The following is a 14047-nucleotide window of genomic DNA, read 5'->3' as shown; positions in this document are numbered from 1 at the left end:
GGTTACATCGACTTACTTTCATCACGCCACTGACGCTAGACTGTCATCTTCCCAGCTTTGGACAGGAGTTCGGCGTGATCCACCTCCGCAGTTTCCCCAGTGACCTGTGCCTGGACAGCCCGCGCTTGCAGTTGCGGCCCATGCGCCACGCCGATGCGGCGCGCTGGTTGACGATCATGGCCGACCCCGAGGTGATGCGTTACTGGTATCACGCGCCCTGGACCGAACTGGCCGAGGCCGAAAGCGCCCTGGCCGCTGACCGCGAAGCCTATGCGGCGGGCACGCTGCTCAAGCTGGGCATGTACCGGCGCGATAACGGCGAGCTGATCGGCATGGTGCAAATGTTCAACATCGATCACGACTCGCGCCGGGGCGAGATCGGCTACTGCCTGGCCCGCGCCGTGCAGGGCCGGGGCTACATGGACGAGGCGCTGACCTGCTTCATCGACTACCTGGCCCACATCCTGCACATGCGCCGTCTGGAAGCGGAGATCGACCCGCGCAACCAGGGTTCGGCGCGCACCCTGGAGCGCCAGGGCTTCGTGCTGGAGGGCACCCTGCGTGCGCGCTGGTGCGTGGCCGGAGAGCTGTCCGACTCGGGCCTCTACGGCCTGCTGCTGGAACCGCCTGTCGCCTGAGGCGTGGGTGCGGTAAGGTCGGCGTTCGCTTTCAAGCCCGTGGAGTGTCCGGTTGCCCGCTTATTACCTCAGTCTCAGCCTGCTGTTGTACCTCTCCAGTCTGTTCTTCGACGGCGCGCTGATGGATGTCGGGCGCCAGATGCCGGCCTTGCAGATGCTGCTCTACGGCCCCTGGGGCGTGGCCTTCGGTGTGTACGCCTGGTTCGCCAACCCGTTGCTGGCGCTGGCGGTGCTCGCCCATCGGCGCTTTCGGCGTTTGGCGTTGCTGGTCGGCGCTGCGGCGCTGTACCTGGCCATCGGCAGCTTGAGCATCGAGCGTCTGCCGGACAACCGCAGCTACGCTTTCCACGACATCACCGGTTTCGGCCTCGGGTTCTACCTGTGGCTGGGGTCGATGCTGGTGTTCTGCGCCGGCCAGTTCTGGTGGTGCTTCAAGGCCCGCCGCGCCGATGAGGTGCCGGGCTGGAACTGGGTGGACGTGGTGGTGATTGCGGCCCTGGCGCTCACGCTGTATGTCGCCACACAACTGCCGTCGCTGCGCTTCGAGGTGGATCAGGTGCTGATGCCGCCGGAGCCTGCGCAAAGTCTCTGACACTGCTAGGCTCAGCATCCTGTTCACCCAACGGATCCGCTTCGATGACTCGCTACGCTTTTGCCACGCTGTACGCCGCGCTGGCCTTCGCCACATCGGCCCAGGCCGACGACAATTCCCCGAGCTATGTCCAGTGCATGGACAAGGCCGCCAGCACCTTGGCGATGAATGTCTGCGTCGCCGACGAAACCCGCGTGCAAGATCAACGCCTGAACACCGCCTACAAGCAGTTGATCCGCAAGCTGGAGATCGCTCAGGTCAAGCGCCTGCGTGAGGTGCAGCGCGACTGGATCGCCTTTCGCGACAAGAACTGCGGCTTCCACGCGCAACTGAGCGGCGGCAGCATGGCCAGCGTCGAGCAAGGTATCTGCGTGATGGACATGACCCAGGAGCGTGCGGCGGAGATGGAGCGGCTGCTCAAGCCGGAGCAGTAGTGCTTCGAGGCGTGGCGCCGGGACGTCTACGGTCACGGCGCCGAGGCGCTGTCAGCGTGCCGGTGGCCGCTCGCGCTGCGCCCGTGCCTTGAGATATTCGCGCACCTCCACGCCATCGCCCGCGAACTCGATGCGGTGCGCCTTGGCCTCGCGCTGATAGGCGTACATCGGGTCGTAATACTCGTTCAGCAAGCCTTCGATCCAGCCCCGGTGCAGGTCCACGTCGCCGCTGCGCAACTGTTCGTCCAAGGCCTGGTCCAGCAGCGCCTGCAGGCGCTGGAGACGTTCGCCGCCCAGGCGCTTGCGAATGTTGCCCAGGCTGTGGCGCAGACGTTCAGCGAACAACTGGCGACCCTCATCCTCGCCGTGCAGGGCGACGAACTCGGCGCACAGGTTGATCACGTAATCGCGCAGGATCCGCTCGACACGCTGGGCGAAGCTATCCTCCAGCCACACCAGCGGATAGCGCTGCATGCCCTGGTAGAGCGGCAGCGGCACCGCGCAACTGCCGACGATGCGCCCCTCGTCTTCGAGCACGAATTGCTGCACGCCACGCGCCCGTTTCTTCAGCACGTCGATCGCCAACTGGTTTTCGAAGTCGATCTGCGCCGGCTGCGCGGTGGCGCGTTTGCCGAAGCTGGAGCCGCGATGGTTGGCGTGGCCTTCCAGGTCCAGCGCGTTATCCAGTTGCAGCAGGACGTCGGTCTTGCCTGTGCCGGTGAGCCCGCCCATGAGCACGAAGTCGCACTGCGCCACCGCCTGTGCCGTGGTATCCAGCAGATAGTTGCGCAGGGCCTTGTAGCCGCCGCGGATGCGCGGGTAGTCGATACCGGCCTCTCTCAGCCAGCCTTGGACGATCTGCGAGCGCAGGCCGCCGCGAAAGCAGTACAGGTAGCCCTGCGGGTTGGCGCTGGCAAAGGCCGCCCAGGCCTCCAGGCGCGCCTGCTTGACTGCGCCATTGACCAGTTGATGGCCCAGGGCGATGGCCGCGCCCTGGCCCTGCTGCTTGAAGCAGGTGCCGACCTTGTGCCGCTCCGCGTCGTTCATCAGCGGCAGGTTGACCACGCCGGGGAAGGCGCCTTTGGCGAACTCGATGGGCGCACGCATGTCCATCATCGGCACGTCATCGAGGAACAGCGAGTGGAAGTCGGTGCAGTCGGGGCGCATCAGATCACCTCGACTGCGTAGGTCTGTCGCTCGACCAGGGTGCCGATCGGCGCCAGGTCCAGGCCCAGTTCGGCGGCCACCGCGAGGAACTGCGCCTGGCCCTCGGGGCTGACGGCTACCAGCAGGCCGCCGCTGGTCTGCGGGTCGCACAGCAGGTGTTTCTGTTCATCGGTCAAGGCGGCGATCTTGTGACCGTAGCTCTCGTGGTTGCGCAGCGTGCCGCCGGGGATGCAGCCCTCGGCCAGGTAGTGCTCGACACCCGGCAGGCGCGGCACGGCGTCGAATTGCAGGCGCGCCGTGAGGCCGCTGCCTTCGGCCACTTCGACTAGGTGGCCAAGCAGGCCGAAGCCGGTGACGTCGGTCATGGCTTTGACCCCGTCGAGCTTGCCGAAGCGGCTGCCGGGGGTGTTCAACGTGCACATCCAGTCGCGCGCCAGGCCCTGGTCCTGGACACGCAGCTTGGCCTTTTTCTCGGCGGTGGTGAGGATGCCGATGCCCAGCGGCTTGGTGAGGTACAGCGTGCAGCCTGCGGTGGCGGTGTCGTTGCGCTTGAGCTGGCGCTTGCCGACCACACCGGTCACCGCCAGGCCGAAGATCGGCTCGGGCGCGTCGATCGAGTGCCCGCCGGCCAGCGGAATACCGGCCTCGGCGCACACCGCGCGACCACCCCGGATCACTTCGCGGGCGACCTCAGGCGGCAGCACGTTGATCGGCCAGCCGAGAATGGCGATCGCCATCAGCGGATCGCCGCCCATGGCGTAGATGTCGCTGATGGCGTTGGTGGCCGCGATGCGGCCGAAATCGTAGGGGTCGTCGACGATGGGCATGAAGAAGTCGGTGGTCGAGACCACGCCCCGCTCTTCGTCCAGCGCATACACGGCGGCGTCGTCACGCGAAGCGTTGCCGACCCACAGCTTGGGGTCCAGCGCCTGGCTGCCGCTGTCGGCCAGAATGACGTCGAGCACCTTGGGAGAGATCTTGCAGCCACAACCTGCGCCGTGGCTGTACTGGGTCAGGCGAATCGGCTCGCTCATGGGCACCTCGCAATCGAATGAATGCGCGAGTGTAGCAATAGAGCAGCTTCGAGCTTCAAGCTTCGAGCGGCAAGATGAAGCAGTCGTGCGTGCTTGCGGCTAGAATGCCCAGCTACACCCAACCGCGATCCGCGTTCATTTGCAGCTTGCAGCTCACCGCTCGCAGCTGTCTCCAAAGGAGACCCCTCCCGTGCTGAAACGTCCCCTGGCGCTGGCCGCCGGCTTCGTCCTGTCTTGCTGTGCTGTGGTGGTTCAGGCTGCTGAAACCTTGCGCGTCAGCGCCATTCCCGATGAAGCGCCGACCGAGTTGCTGCGCAAGTTCAAGCCGCTGGGCGAGTACCTTGAGCAGCAACTGGGCATGAAGGTGCAGTTCGTGCCGGTGGCCGATTATCCGGCGGTGGTCGAGTCGCTGGCCAGCAACCGCCTCGACCTGGCCTGGCTGGGCGGCTTCACCTTCGTTCAGGTGCACCTGAAAGATCCCACCGCTACGCCGCTGGTACAGCGCGAGCAGGATGCCCAGTTCACCAGCAAGTTCATCACCGCCAACCCCGAGGTCAAGAGCCTGGCCGATCTGAAGGGCAAGACCTTCGCCTTCGGCTCGATCTCTTCGACGTCCGGCAGCTTGATGCCGCGCTACTTCATGCTCAAGCAGGACAATATCAAGCCGGAAAGCTACTTCAGCCGGGTCGCCTATTCCGGTGCCCACGACGCCACCGTCGCCTGGGTGCAGGCCGGCAAGGTCGATGCCGGCGTGCTCAACGCCAGCGTCTGGCAGAAGCTGGTCGATGCCGGCAAGGTCGATACCACCAAGGTGCGCGTGTTCGCGACCACCCCGACCTACTACGACTACAACTGGACGGTGCGCGGCAACATGGACCCGGCGCTCAAGGAGAAGATCAAGCAAGCCTTCCTCGCCCTGGATCCCGCCAAGCCCGAGCAGAAAGCGATCCTCGATCTGCAGGCGGCCAGCCGCTTCATCGAAACCCAGCCGGAGAACTACGTCGGCACCGAGCAGGCTGCCCGTGAGGCCGGCTTGCTCAAGTGAGTATCGAACTGCAGGGCGCGGGGCTGCGCCATGGCCAGGTTCGCGCCTTGGACGACGTCAAACTGCGTATCGACGCCGGCGAGCGGGTGGCGGTGATCGGCCCGTCCGGCGCGGGCAAGTCCAGCTTGCTGCACCTGTTGGCCACCGCCGTGCAGCCGAGCAGCGGGTGCCTGCACCTGCTCGGCGAACAGCCCTGGGCACTGTCGGCCCGCGCTCGCCAGCGTTTGCGCACGCGGGTTGCGCTGGTGCACCAGGCGCCGCCCTTGCCGCCGCGCCAACGGGTGGTCACCGCCGTGCTGGCCGGACGTTTGGGGCAGTGGGGCACCCTGCGCGGGTTGCTCAACCTGCTGCACCCCACCGATGTACCCGGCGCACGCCAAGTGCTGGCCGAGCTGGGTCTGGCCGACAAGGTGTTCGTCCAGTGCGGGCAATTGTCCGGTGGTCAGTTGCAGCGCGTCGGCATCGCCCGCGCCTTGTACCAACAGGCTGAGGTGCTGCTGGCCGACGAGCCGGTCTCGGCGATGGACCCGGTACTGGCCGACCATAGTTTGGGCCTGCTCAACCGCCATGCACGCGAGCGGGGCGTGACCCTGGTCGCCAGCCTGCACGCGGTGGACCTGGCGCTGGCGCATTTCCCGCGCATCATCGGCATTCGTGACGGCCAGGTGGCGTTCGATTGTGCGGCAGCGGCGGTCGCGCAGAGCATGCTCGACGAGCTCTATGCCAACGAGCACCTGACGGCGCCAGTGACCGTAGCGCCGACCCTGACGGTGCAGATGCCACGATGCTGAAGGCCGATGCCCGCGATCCGGCGGCCTGGCCGCGTCTGCTGCTGGCCGTGGTGTGCCTGGCCGTGCTGTGGCCGGGCGTGCAACTGAGCGAGCTGAACCCCGGGGTGCTGCTGCAGGCCGAGAACCGGCAGCAGATGGCCAGCTTTCTCGGCGCGTTCTGGCCACCGGCCCATGATCGCGATTTCCTCGCCTTGCTGCTGGAGGCGACGGTGCAGACGCTGGCCGTGGCCACGGCCGGGATGGCCCTGGCGTTGCTGTTGGCCGTGCCCGCCAGCCTGCTCGCCAGTCGCGCGCTGTCGTTGCGTGCCGCATCGCGCGGTGGCCGGCCGGGGCCATGGTCGCAACTGGTGCGCTTACCGGTGCGCGGGCTGTTGGTGTTCCTGCGCAGCGTGCCGGAAATCGTCTGGGCGCTGCTGTTCGTCAGGGCGGTCGGGTTGGGGCCGACGGCGGGGGTGCTGGCCATCGCCATCACCTACAGCGGCATGCTCGGCAAGGTCTATGCCGAGATCTTCGAGTCGGTCGACCAGCGTCCGGCGCATGCCCTGATGCAGGGTGGCAGCGGGCGATTGGCGGCCTTCGCCTACGGCATCCTGCCGCTGGCGGCGGCCGAGGTGGTGTCCTACAGCGTCTACCGTTGGGAGTGTGCGGTGCGCGCGTCGGTGGTGATGGGCTTCGTCGGCGCTGGTGGGCTCGGTCAGCAGATCGACCTGTCGATGCGCATGTTCGCCGGCGCCGAGGTGGCGAGCATGCTGCTGGCGTTCCTGCTGTTGGTGACCCTGGCTGATGGCCTGAGCCGCCTGTTGCGCGGGAGGCTGGCGTGAAGCGGGTGATCAATTGGCTGGTGCTGCTGGCACTGCTGGCCGCCGTGGTGGCGTCGTTCGCCTACCTGCAACTGGACCTGGCCTCGGTGCTGGGCAACGGCGGCTCGGCGCAGATGGCTGACTATGCGGCGCGCTTCCTCAGCCCTGACCTCTCGACCGAGCACTTGCGCGCGGTGGGCCATGGCGCACTGGAAACCCTGGCCATGTCCGGCCTGGGTACGTTGCTGGCGATGCTCTTGGGGTTGCTGCTCGCGTTGCCGGCGGCGGGGCGTTTCGGCTGGCCGCTGCAAGGCGCAGCGCGGCTGCTGCTCAATGCGCTGCGGGCAATTCCGGAACTGGTCTGGGCGGCCTTGACGGTGCTGGCGGCCGGGCTTGGTCCTAACGCCGGCACCCTGGCCCTGGCGTTGCACACGGCCGGGGTGCTGGGCCGGTTGTTCGCCGAGGCGCTGGAAAACGCACCGCCCGAGCCTGCGCAGGCCGTCCGCCTGCAGGGCGGTGGGCAGGTGGCGGCATTCTGCTTCGGCACCTTGCCCAACCTGTGGCCGCAGTGGCTCGCCTACAGCCTGTACCGCTGGGAAAACAACATCCGCATGGCCAGCGTGCTCGGTTTCGTCGGCGCGGGTGGGCTGGGGCAGATGCTCTACACCACCCTCAGCCTGTTCCAGGAGGCGCAGGCCAGCACCGTGATCATCGGCATGCTGGTGCTGGTGTTGCTGGTGGATGCCTTGAGCGACGTACTGCGCCAGCGCTACGTACGCGCCTGATCCTGCGGGTCTTCAGCCGCGAACTGGCGCCGCTCGTCACGGCGCCCACTCGCCGCACTGCGCTTCGCGCTGCATCGACTCCAGGTTGCGCTCGATGGTCTCGCAGATGGTGTCCATGGTGATCTGGTGCTCGCTGCGGCGGAACGGGCTCTGCAGGTCGGTGCCGATGCGTTCGATCGCCAGCAGCATGAAGCCGACCACGGTCGATGCCAGCGGCGTGAACCATTCCAGCGATTCCACCAGACCGATCGGCACGATCACGCAGAACAGCGTGATGAACAGCCGTGGGAAGTACACGTAGGGGTAGGGCAGCGGGGTATTGGCGATCCGCTCCATGCCACCTTGGGCATTGGACAGGTCCACCAGGGTCGACTCCAGCCGTGCCAGGCGAATGCTGTCCAGCCGCCCAGCCTTGTACTCACGAGAGAGCAAGGCGGCGGAGCCTGCGAGGATGTCGTTGGCGAAATTGTTCGAGCCATTGCGTCGCTCGAATTCGTGCTGCGGGATGAACGCCATCAGTTCGGCCGGGCACGGCTCGCCCTTGAGGTGCGCGGCCAGGCAGTTCACATAGGCCACGTGACGGCGCAGCAGCGTGGCTTTCACCGGATTGAGCCCGTCGTCGGTGTCGTCCACCAGCGTCAGCACCTGCCGCGCGAAGCTGCGCGAACTGTTGACCATCGCCCCCCACAGCGTTCGCGCTTCCCACCAGCGGTTGTAGGCGCTGCTGTTGCGAAAACTCACCAGCACCACCAGTGCCGAGCCGAGCAGGGTCAGCGGGATCAGCGGCAGGCTGAACTTGCTGTCGAGGAACAGCATGAAGTCCAGGGTCACCAGGATGTCCCAGAGCAGCAGCCACAGCAGCGACCAGCCAATGTAGTTGAAGGTCTTGAACACCAGGCGGTATTTGCGCACGAGGTAGTTTTTCACGCAGGGATCTCTTCATGGAGCGGATGAAGGATCGGACGCCGGGGGCGAGGTAAGGTTCGCGCAGAGGGATGGGAACGTTAAACGGTTCAGTTTTCCGAAGGCTGATGAAATGCGTAGGATTCGACCCCACCCGTTTGAACTCCCCTTTTCAGTAGTGGCACAATGCCAAAACGCCGAACCCCAGGGCCTGTCGCCAGCCTGGTTGCCAGTCCGGTGCAACCCAGGACAGTTTTTTTCGGTGATTCCCGATGAACCAGCGAACGGGCAAGGGCCTTTCTTTTGCCAAGCGCATGTACCCGCCACGTGCGATCGGCACCGGTTTGGGTTTCTTCTGCGTGCTCATTGGCCTGTGGCCCCTGCAACCGGCGTGGTGGGTCTGGACGCTGCTCGGGCTGCATGGCTTCGTTTGGCCACATCTGGCCTACCAGATCGCTCGACGCTCCCGGCAGCCTTTCGTCGCCGAGCAGCGCAACCTGGTGTTCGACGGCTTCGCCGGCGGCTGCTGGGCCGGGGCGATGGGGCTCAACCCGCTGCCTAGCGTGATCATCCTGTCGATGATTGCCATGGACAAGATCGCCGCCGGTGGCTGGCACATGCTGGTCAAGACCGTCATTGCCCAGGTGCTGGGTATCGCGCTGGGTCTGTGGCTGTACGCGCCGCCGCTGTTTCCGCCCACCACTCAGGCGCAGATGCTGGCCTGCCTGCCGATCCTGCTGATCTACCCCATGGCCATCGGCCTGATCTGTTACCAGGTCACGGTTCAACTGGGCCAGCACAAGCGCGCCCTGGCGCGCCTGAGCCAGACCGACAGCCTGACCGGACTGATCAACCACGGCGCCTGGAAAGACCTGCTGACGCGCGAGTTCCAGCGCTGCCGCCGCGCCGACCAGGCCAGTGTGCTGGCGTTGATCGACATCGATCACTTCAAGCAGATCAACGACGTCCATGGCCACCTGATGGGCGACGACATCCTGCGTACCCTGAGCGCGCTGCTACCCACGCACCTGCGCAAGACCGACCTGGTGGCCCGTTATGGCGGAGACGAGTTCTGCGTGATGTTGCCCGGCGCTGGCCTGGCCCAGGCCGAGGAAATCCTCGAACGATTGCGCCAGGCAGTGGAGTGCTATCGGCATCCTGACCTGCCGGAGCAGCGGCTGAGCCTGAGCATCGGCATCGCCGCCTACGGCGCGCACCAGCTCAGTGCCGATGGCTGGCTGCATGAAGCGGACATGGCGCTGTACCAAGCCAAGAGCGCCGGGCGCAACCGGGTCGTGGTGGCGCGCAGCCAACCGTCGGCCGCTTGATAGGACTTGGACGATGGATCCTCTTTCTTTTTGTGACCATGGGCAGACCGACAACACACACAGATACATCCCACAGGTTATCTCTCCCGCATCCTCATGCGTTGACCGTTGAGTCGCCGTTAAATGCAGCGGCACGGCGGTTCGCGCTTTCGCGGATAGCCTTCATGGACACGAAAGGAGATGCACCTTTGAGCCTGACCGACAAGCGATTTCAGCGGTTCACTCAGCTGGGCTGGGGGGCGATGGATATGCTCATCGTCCTGGTCTATGTGGTCGACAGCCTGCGTCGCGGTGACATCCCGTTCTGGACCGACCTGCACAGCATTCTGGCCTTGGCGTCAGAACATGCGGAACTCGCCTACGCCATTGGCTTCGCCAGCTTGGCGGTCTATCTGACGGTGTTCATCAGCGGCTGTCTCTTTCTGAAAGGCGCGCGCATGGCGGCTTATCTCGGGCTGGCGCAGGCGCCGTTTCGGGTGATTCTGGTGCCCTCGATCCCGGTTGCGCTGTTCTGGCCCGATCCGCTGATCGAGACGGCGGGATGGCTGGTGTTCTTCCTCAGCCTCGTCGCCGAGGTGGTGAAGGTCTGGAGCTTGTTGCTGTTGCTGCGTAGCCAGAGCAATGAGGTAGCCGACGCGCCGGCGGCGGCTTGAGCCAGCCATTTCAGACGCTGCCTGGCAGCGGCCTGTGATCGCCGACGAGCGCGACTTCCCGTCAGACAAAAGATGGCCCACAGGCGATGAAGAAAATACTGAAATTTACCCGCGCCCGGACTACGGAAAACCCTTCCCAAAGGCTACGCTAGGCCAACTGTCCACAAGGCCGACTCGCCATGACCCTCGCCGATAACCTGCTTGCCTTTACCCTCGCCGCCACAGTGTTGACCATCACCCCAGGCCTGGACACGGCCCTGATCCTCAGAACATCGGCCGTCGAAGGCCGCGCGCAGGGGCTGCGCGCCGCGCTGGGTATCAACGCCGGCTGCTTCATCTGGGGCGCGGCGGTGGCCTTCGGTCTCGGCGCCTTGATCGCCGTGTCGGAACTGGCCTACGACATACTCAAGTACTGCGGCGCGGCCTATCTGGCATGGTTGGGCCTGAACATGCTGCTGCGACCCCGGCAGTCGTTGGCCCCGGCCGAGCAAGACGCACGTCCCACGCGGAACTGGTTCCTCAGGGGCATGCTCGGCAATCTGCTCAATCCGAAGATCGGCATCTTCTATGTGTCGTTCTTGCCCCAGTTCATCCCCCAGGGGGCACCACTGATCACCTGGACCTTTGGCCTGGTAGCCATTCACGTGGTGCTCGGCCTGCTCTGGGCCGCGGCATTGATCGGCGCCACCCGCTCGTTGTCCGGTGTGCTGCGCAAGGGCTCGGTGGTCTCATGGATGGATCGCACCACCGGCGTGCTGTTCATCCTGTTCGCTGCCCGGCTGGCGTTGAGCCGCCGTTGAGGAGTTTTCTGTGAATACCCCCGCAACCTTGTATGAAACCGACCGACTGATCGTGCGTAGCTTCTGCGAGGGTGATGCCGCCGCGCTGTTCGACTACCTGCATCGACCGACCGCCAGTTGCTTTTTCTCACTGGCGCTGTCCGACACGGCCGCTGCCGCGCAAGAAGCGAAGCAGCGCGGTATCGACAACGAATACTTTGCCGTGTGTCTCAAGCACGACGGCGCGTTGGTCGGCGATGTCTTCGCTCACCCGGAAAAGGACCAGCCGGACACGTTTTCCATCGGCTGGAATTTCAATCCCCGCTTCGCCGGGCAGGGCTATGCGCACGAGGCGGCGGTAGCGCTGGTGGACTATTTGTTCAACGAACGGGGCCTGCGACGGTTATATGCCTACGTTGAGGACACCAACCTGCCGTCCCAGCGACTCTGCGAAAAGCTCGGCATGCGCCGGGAGGGACTGTTCATGGAGTTCGTGTCGTTCATGAAGGACGATAACGGGGTGCCGGTGTACGAGAATACTTATCAGTATGCGGTGTTGAGTAAGGAGTGGCGAACCACTCAGTCGCGCCCATGATGCAAGCAGCTACCTAGGCACGCGCCAAGCGCGATCAGGCTGAACACCGCAATGGCCCCCGCTAGCACAGCCAGGCTGGTCCCGAACACTGCGCTGATCGCCATGGCCATCAGCGCGGCACTGCCAATCTGACAGAAACCCACCAGCCCGGAGGCGGTGGCGGCATGGCCGTGCTCTGCGGCGATGGCTCCCGACACGGACAGTGACAATGATGAGCCATTGGCCAGGCTCACCAGGCACATCGGCAGCACCACCCCGGCCGCACTTCGCCAGTCCATCGCTGCAACCCCCAGAAAGACCACACCGCCCACCACGAAGCAGATCACCCCGGCGGCCACCAGCCGGTCATAGGGCCAGTATTCCAACCCGCGTTTCGTCAGCCAATTCGCGCCGATGATGCCCGCTGTCAGCGGCAGGTACATCCAGCCGATCTGTTCTTCGCTCAGCCCAGCGCGTGTCAGCAGGAAGGGTGACTGCGTGAGGTAGACGAACCACGCGCAGTAGATCGCGCAGACCACCAGGGTGTAGCGGCGAAAGCCACGGTCACGTAGTACTTGGCTGAAACCGTTGAAGGGGTTGGTCCGTACACGCGCCGCTGCCGGCAGCGTTTCAGGGAGTCGTATCAAGGCCAAGAGCAGTGCAACAGCCCCGAATCCCGCGACGAAAAGAAAATCTGCGCGCCAGCCGAACTGGGCGGCCAGGTGTCCGCCAATCACCGGCGCCAGCGCGGGGGAGAGTGACACCAGCGGGTAGACGATCGCATAGACCTTGGCCGAGGTTCGCTTGTCACAGGTATCGGCGATCAGCGCGCGACCGATGACCAGCCCGGCAGCGGCGCCCATCGCCTCGATCATGCGCCATGCCAGAAATGCCGGGTAGCTGCCCGCCGCCGCACAGCCCAGCGAGCCGACCAGGTACAGCAAGCCGGCGCCCATCAATACCGGTTTGCGGCCATAGCGGTCCGAGAGTGGGCCGTACACCAATTGCGATACCGCCAGCGCCAGCAGATAGAACGACACGGTCTGCGGCATCTGCCAGTCGGCGATGCCGAAGGCGTGGGTCATGCTGGGCATGGCGGGCAAATAGACGTCCGAGGCGATCAGGCCGAAGGCGCTGAGCATCGCGACGACGAGGATGAATGAGGAACGAGGCATGAGGCTCCCGGATGACAGGTCGGCTGTCGTAGTGAGTTGAAGGGAAGCGGCACATGCTAGGCAGGCTGGGTTCATGTGAAAATGCACGCCCATGCAGCCATAGGCTGCATTTTTGCAGGTGCGTAGAAGGTGATCATGAACTGGGATGACATACGTATTTTTCTTGCCGTCCACCGTGCTGGCACCCTGACCGGCGCGGCGCACCAGCTAGGTATCGACCAGACCACCGTGAGCCGGCGTCTGGCCGGGCTGGAGCGCACACTCGGCAGTCGCTTGTTCCTGCGCAGCAACAGCGGCCTGACGCTGACCGCGACCGGCCGCGATGTGTTGCTCAAGGCGCAGGACATGGAGCGCATGGCCGTGTCGTTCGAGCGCCGAGGCGAGGGCGCCGATGCACGCGCCGAGGGCGAGGTGAGGGTCACCACCACCGATGCGCTGGCCGTCGATTTCCTGGTCCCGGCGATCGAGCGCTTGCGCGCGAGCCATCCCGACATTCGCGTGATCCTGACCACCACCACCCGACTGCTGGACCTGGCGCGCAGGGAGGCCGACATCGCCGTGCGCACCGTGCGTCCTGAGCAGCCGGATCTGATCGTGCGGCGGATGGCCAGTTGGGACGTGGGGCTATATGCCACTCGTGGCTATCTCGAACGCTATGGCACGCCAGAGCCACAGGACCAGTTCGCCGGACACGACATTGCCCTGTACCAGGCCGGGGTGACCGAGCGCCAGGACGGGACGCTGGTGGGCGTGCCCATCAAGCAGGGGCGGGTGGTGGCCGAGCTGGACTCCAGCTTGATGTTGGCCACGTTCGTGCGGGCAGGGTTGGCCTTGGGTGAACTACCTGACTATCTGGCGGCGCGCGATCCTCAGTTGACGCGGCTATGGCCGCAGCGCCGGCGTGCCACGCCTTATGAAGCGTGGCTGGTGTTGCATCAGGATCTGGCGCATACGGCGCGGGTGAAGGTGGTGGTTGAGGCGGTGGCAGGGGTGTTTGGGCAGGGGGCGACGGTGCCGGAGCTGTGAGGCAAGGATGCGGCCAGCCTGTTTCACGGTGGGTTACCGGGTTCGGGCGGGCGGCTTGTTTGGTTGATGTATCGATTTTAACGCTGCCGTGCAGGCAGCCCATAAATCAATCCCAGGCCGCCTCACAGAACAGTTCGAATCAGTGATAGCAACTATCAAGCGGGACGATTTTTCACCTTGTGCGGGTATGTCAGAAATTTTGTGTTCGGGCATAACATGAGCAAGAGGTGCATGTATGCCAACCAAGAAGAAACCCCTGCGTGACCTACCAAAAATCCCCAAGGAGCTGCTCGAGCAGTTCGGTGAGGGCCTGATGACTGCGG

The 14047-nt window shown here is 64.9% G+C and carries 16 protein-coding genes; 12 read left to right on the top strand and 4 right to left on the bottom strand.

Translation table 11 applies throughout. The annotated features are described in order from the left end of the window. The first annotated feature begins 74 nt into the window (after positions 1–74). From Q7C30_RS03855 to Q7C30_RS03845, 3 genes are read left to right on the top strand one after another with little or no spacing between them, the layout of a single operon-like run. A complete protein-coding gene (locus Q7C30_RS03855; protein WP_317870719.1) occupies positions 75–638 on the top strand; it encodes a GNAT family N-acetyltransferase in 564 nt (187 codons plus the stop codon). Between the two features lie 52 nt (positions 639–690). Beyond that, positions 691–1230 (top strand): hypothetical protein, encoded by a 540-nt coding sequence (locus tag Q7C30_RS03850; RefSeq protein WP_317870718.1) that lies wholly within the window; start codon positions 691–693, stop codon positions 1228–1230. A gap of 44 nt (positions 1231–1274) precedes the next feature. Then, positions 1275–1664, top strand: coding sequence for a lysozyme inhibitor LprI family protein (locus tag Q7C30_RS03845; RefSeq protein WP_317870717.1), 390 nt, complete (start codon positions 1275–1277; stop codon positions 1662–1664). 51 nt (positions 1665–1715) lie between these two features. On the opposite strand, the gene mnmH is transcribed toward Q7C30_RS03845, so the two are convergent. Then, entirely contained in the window at positions 1716–2831 is a 1116-nt protein-coding gene (gene mnmH / locus Q7C30_RS03840) for a tRNA 2-selenouridine(34) synthase MnmH (protein WP_317870716.1), read from the bottom strand. Next, complete coding sequence (gene selD / locus Q7C30_RS03835) at positions 2831–3865, bottom strand: selenide, water dikinase SelD (protein ID WP_317870715.1); 1035 nt, start codon at positions 3863–3865, stop codon at positions 2831–2833. The genes mnmH and selD overlap by 1 nt, the downstream gene beginning before the upstream one ends. 190 nt (positions 3866–4055) lie before the next feature. Between selD and Q7C30_RS03830 the strand changes: the two genes are divergently transcribed. The 4 genes from Q7C30_RS03830 to phnE are packed head-to-tail and all read left to right on the top strand — an operon-like array spanning position 4056 to position 7286. Further along, positions 4056–4910, top strand: coding sequence for a putative selenate ABC transporter substrate-binding protein (locus tag Q7C30_RS03830; protein ID WP_317870714.1), 855 nt, complete (start codon positions 4056–4058; stop codon positions 4908–4910). Continuing rightward, positions 4907–5701 (top strand): ATP-binding cassette domain-containing protein, encoded by a 795-nt coding sequence (locus tag Q7C30_RS03825; protein ID WP_317870713.1) that lies wholly within the window; start codon positions 4907–4909, stop codon positions 5699–5701. Before Q7C30_RS03830 ends, Q7C30_RS03825 begins: the two co-directional genes overlap by 4 nt. After that, positions 5695–6522 (top strand): ABC transporter permease, encoded by an 828-nt coding sequence (locus Q7C30_RS03820; protein ID WP_295484587.1) that lies wholly within the window; start codon positions 5695–5697, stop codon positions 6520–6522. The genes Q7C30_RS03825 and Q7C30_RS03820 overlap by 7 nt, the downstream gene beginning before the upstream one ends. After that, a complete protein-coding gene (gene phnE / locus Q7C30_RS03815) occupies positions 6519–7286 on the top strand; it encodes a phosphonate ABC transporter, permease protein PhnE (RefSeq protein ID WP_317870712.1) in 768 nt (255 codons plus the stop codon). Before Q7C30_RS03820 ends, phnE begins: the two co-directional genes overlap by 4 nt. Before the next feature lie 36 nt (positions 7287–7322). Here phnE and Q7C30_RS03810 read toward each other — a convergent pair whose 3' ends face one another. Next, positions 7323–8213 (bottom strand): bestrophin family ion channel, encoded by an 891-nt coding sequence (locus tag Q7C30_RS03810; RefSeq protein WP_039575412.1) that lies wholly within the window; start codon positions 8211–8213, stop codon positions 7323–7325. 248 nt (positions 8214–8461) lie between these two features. On the opposite strand from Q7C30_RS03810, the gene Q7C30_RS03805 reads away from it, so the two are divergent. The 4 genes from Q7C30_RS03805 to Q7C30_RS03790 all read left to right on the top strand — a co-directional run bounded on the left by Q7C30_RS03805 (position 8462) and on the right by Q7C30_RS03790 (position 11544). Then, the gene (locus Q7C30_RS03805) at positions 8462–9517 is read left to right on the top strand and encodes a diguanylate cyclase (protein WP_039575415.1); all 1056 of its coding nucleotides are present in this window, start codon (positions 8462–8464) and stop codon (positions 9515–9517) included. 188 nt (positions 9518–9705) lie between these two features. Continuing rightward, on the top strand, positions 9706–10170 hold the full coding sequence (locus tag Q7C30_RS03800; protein WP_317870711.1) for a hypothetical protein: 465 nt from the start codon (positions 9706–9708) through the stop codon (positions 10168–10170). Positions 10171–10349: 179 nt separating this feature from the next. After that, on the top strand, positions 10350–10970 hold the full coding sequence (locus tag Q7C30_RS03795) for a LysE family translocator (RefSeq protein WP_116887601.1): 621 nt from the start codon (positions 10350–10352) through the stop codon (positions 10968–10970). A gap of 10 nt (positions 10971–10980) precedes the next feature. After that, complete coding sequence (locus Q7C30_RS03790; RefSeq protein ID WP_317870710.1) at positions 10981–11544, top strand: GNAT family protein; 564 nt, start codon at positions 10981–10983, stop codon at positions 11542–11544. Here Q7C30_RS03790 and Q7C30_RS03785 read toward each other — a convergent pair. Next, positions 11529–12698 carry a multidrug effflux MFS transporter gene (locus Q7C30_RS03785; RefSeq protein WP_317870709.1) on the bottom strand — a complete coding sequence of 390 codons (1170 nt, stop codon included), beginning with the start codon at positions 12696–12698 and terminating at the stop codon, positions 11529–11531. The two genes, Q7C30_RS03790 and Q7C30_RS03785, sit on opposite strands and share 16 nt — an antisense overlap. Positions 12699–12833: 135 nt before the next feature. On the opposite strand from Q7C30_RS03785, the gene Q7C30_RS03780 reads away from it, so the two are divergent. Continuing rightward, entirely contained in the window at positions 12834–13724 is an 891-nt protein-coding gene (locus Q7C30_RS03780; RefSeq protein ID WP_317870708.1) for a LysR family transcriptional regulator, read from the top strand. Positions 13725–14047: the final 323 nt, after the last annotated feature.

Source organism: Pseudomonas sp. RAC1 (genome assembly GCF_030658255.1).
GTDB classification, from domain to species: Bacteria; Pseudomonadota; Gammaproteobacteria; order Pseudomonadales; family Pseudomonadaceae; genus Aquipseudomonas; species Aquipseudomonas boreofloridensis.
Note: the sequence above shows the minus strand (reverse complement) of the source record. Positions and strands in the feature narration are given on the sequence as shown.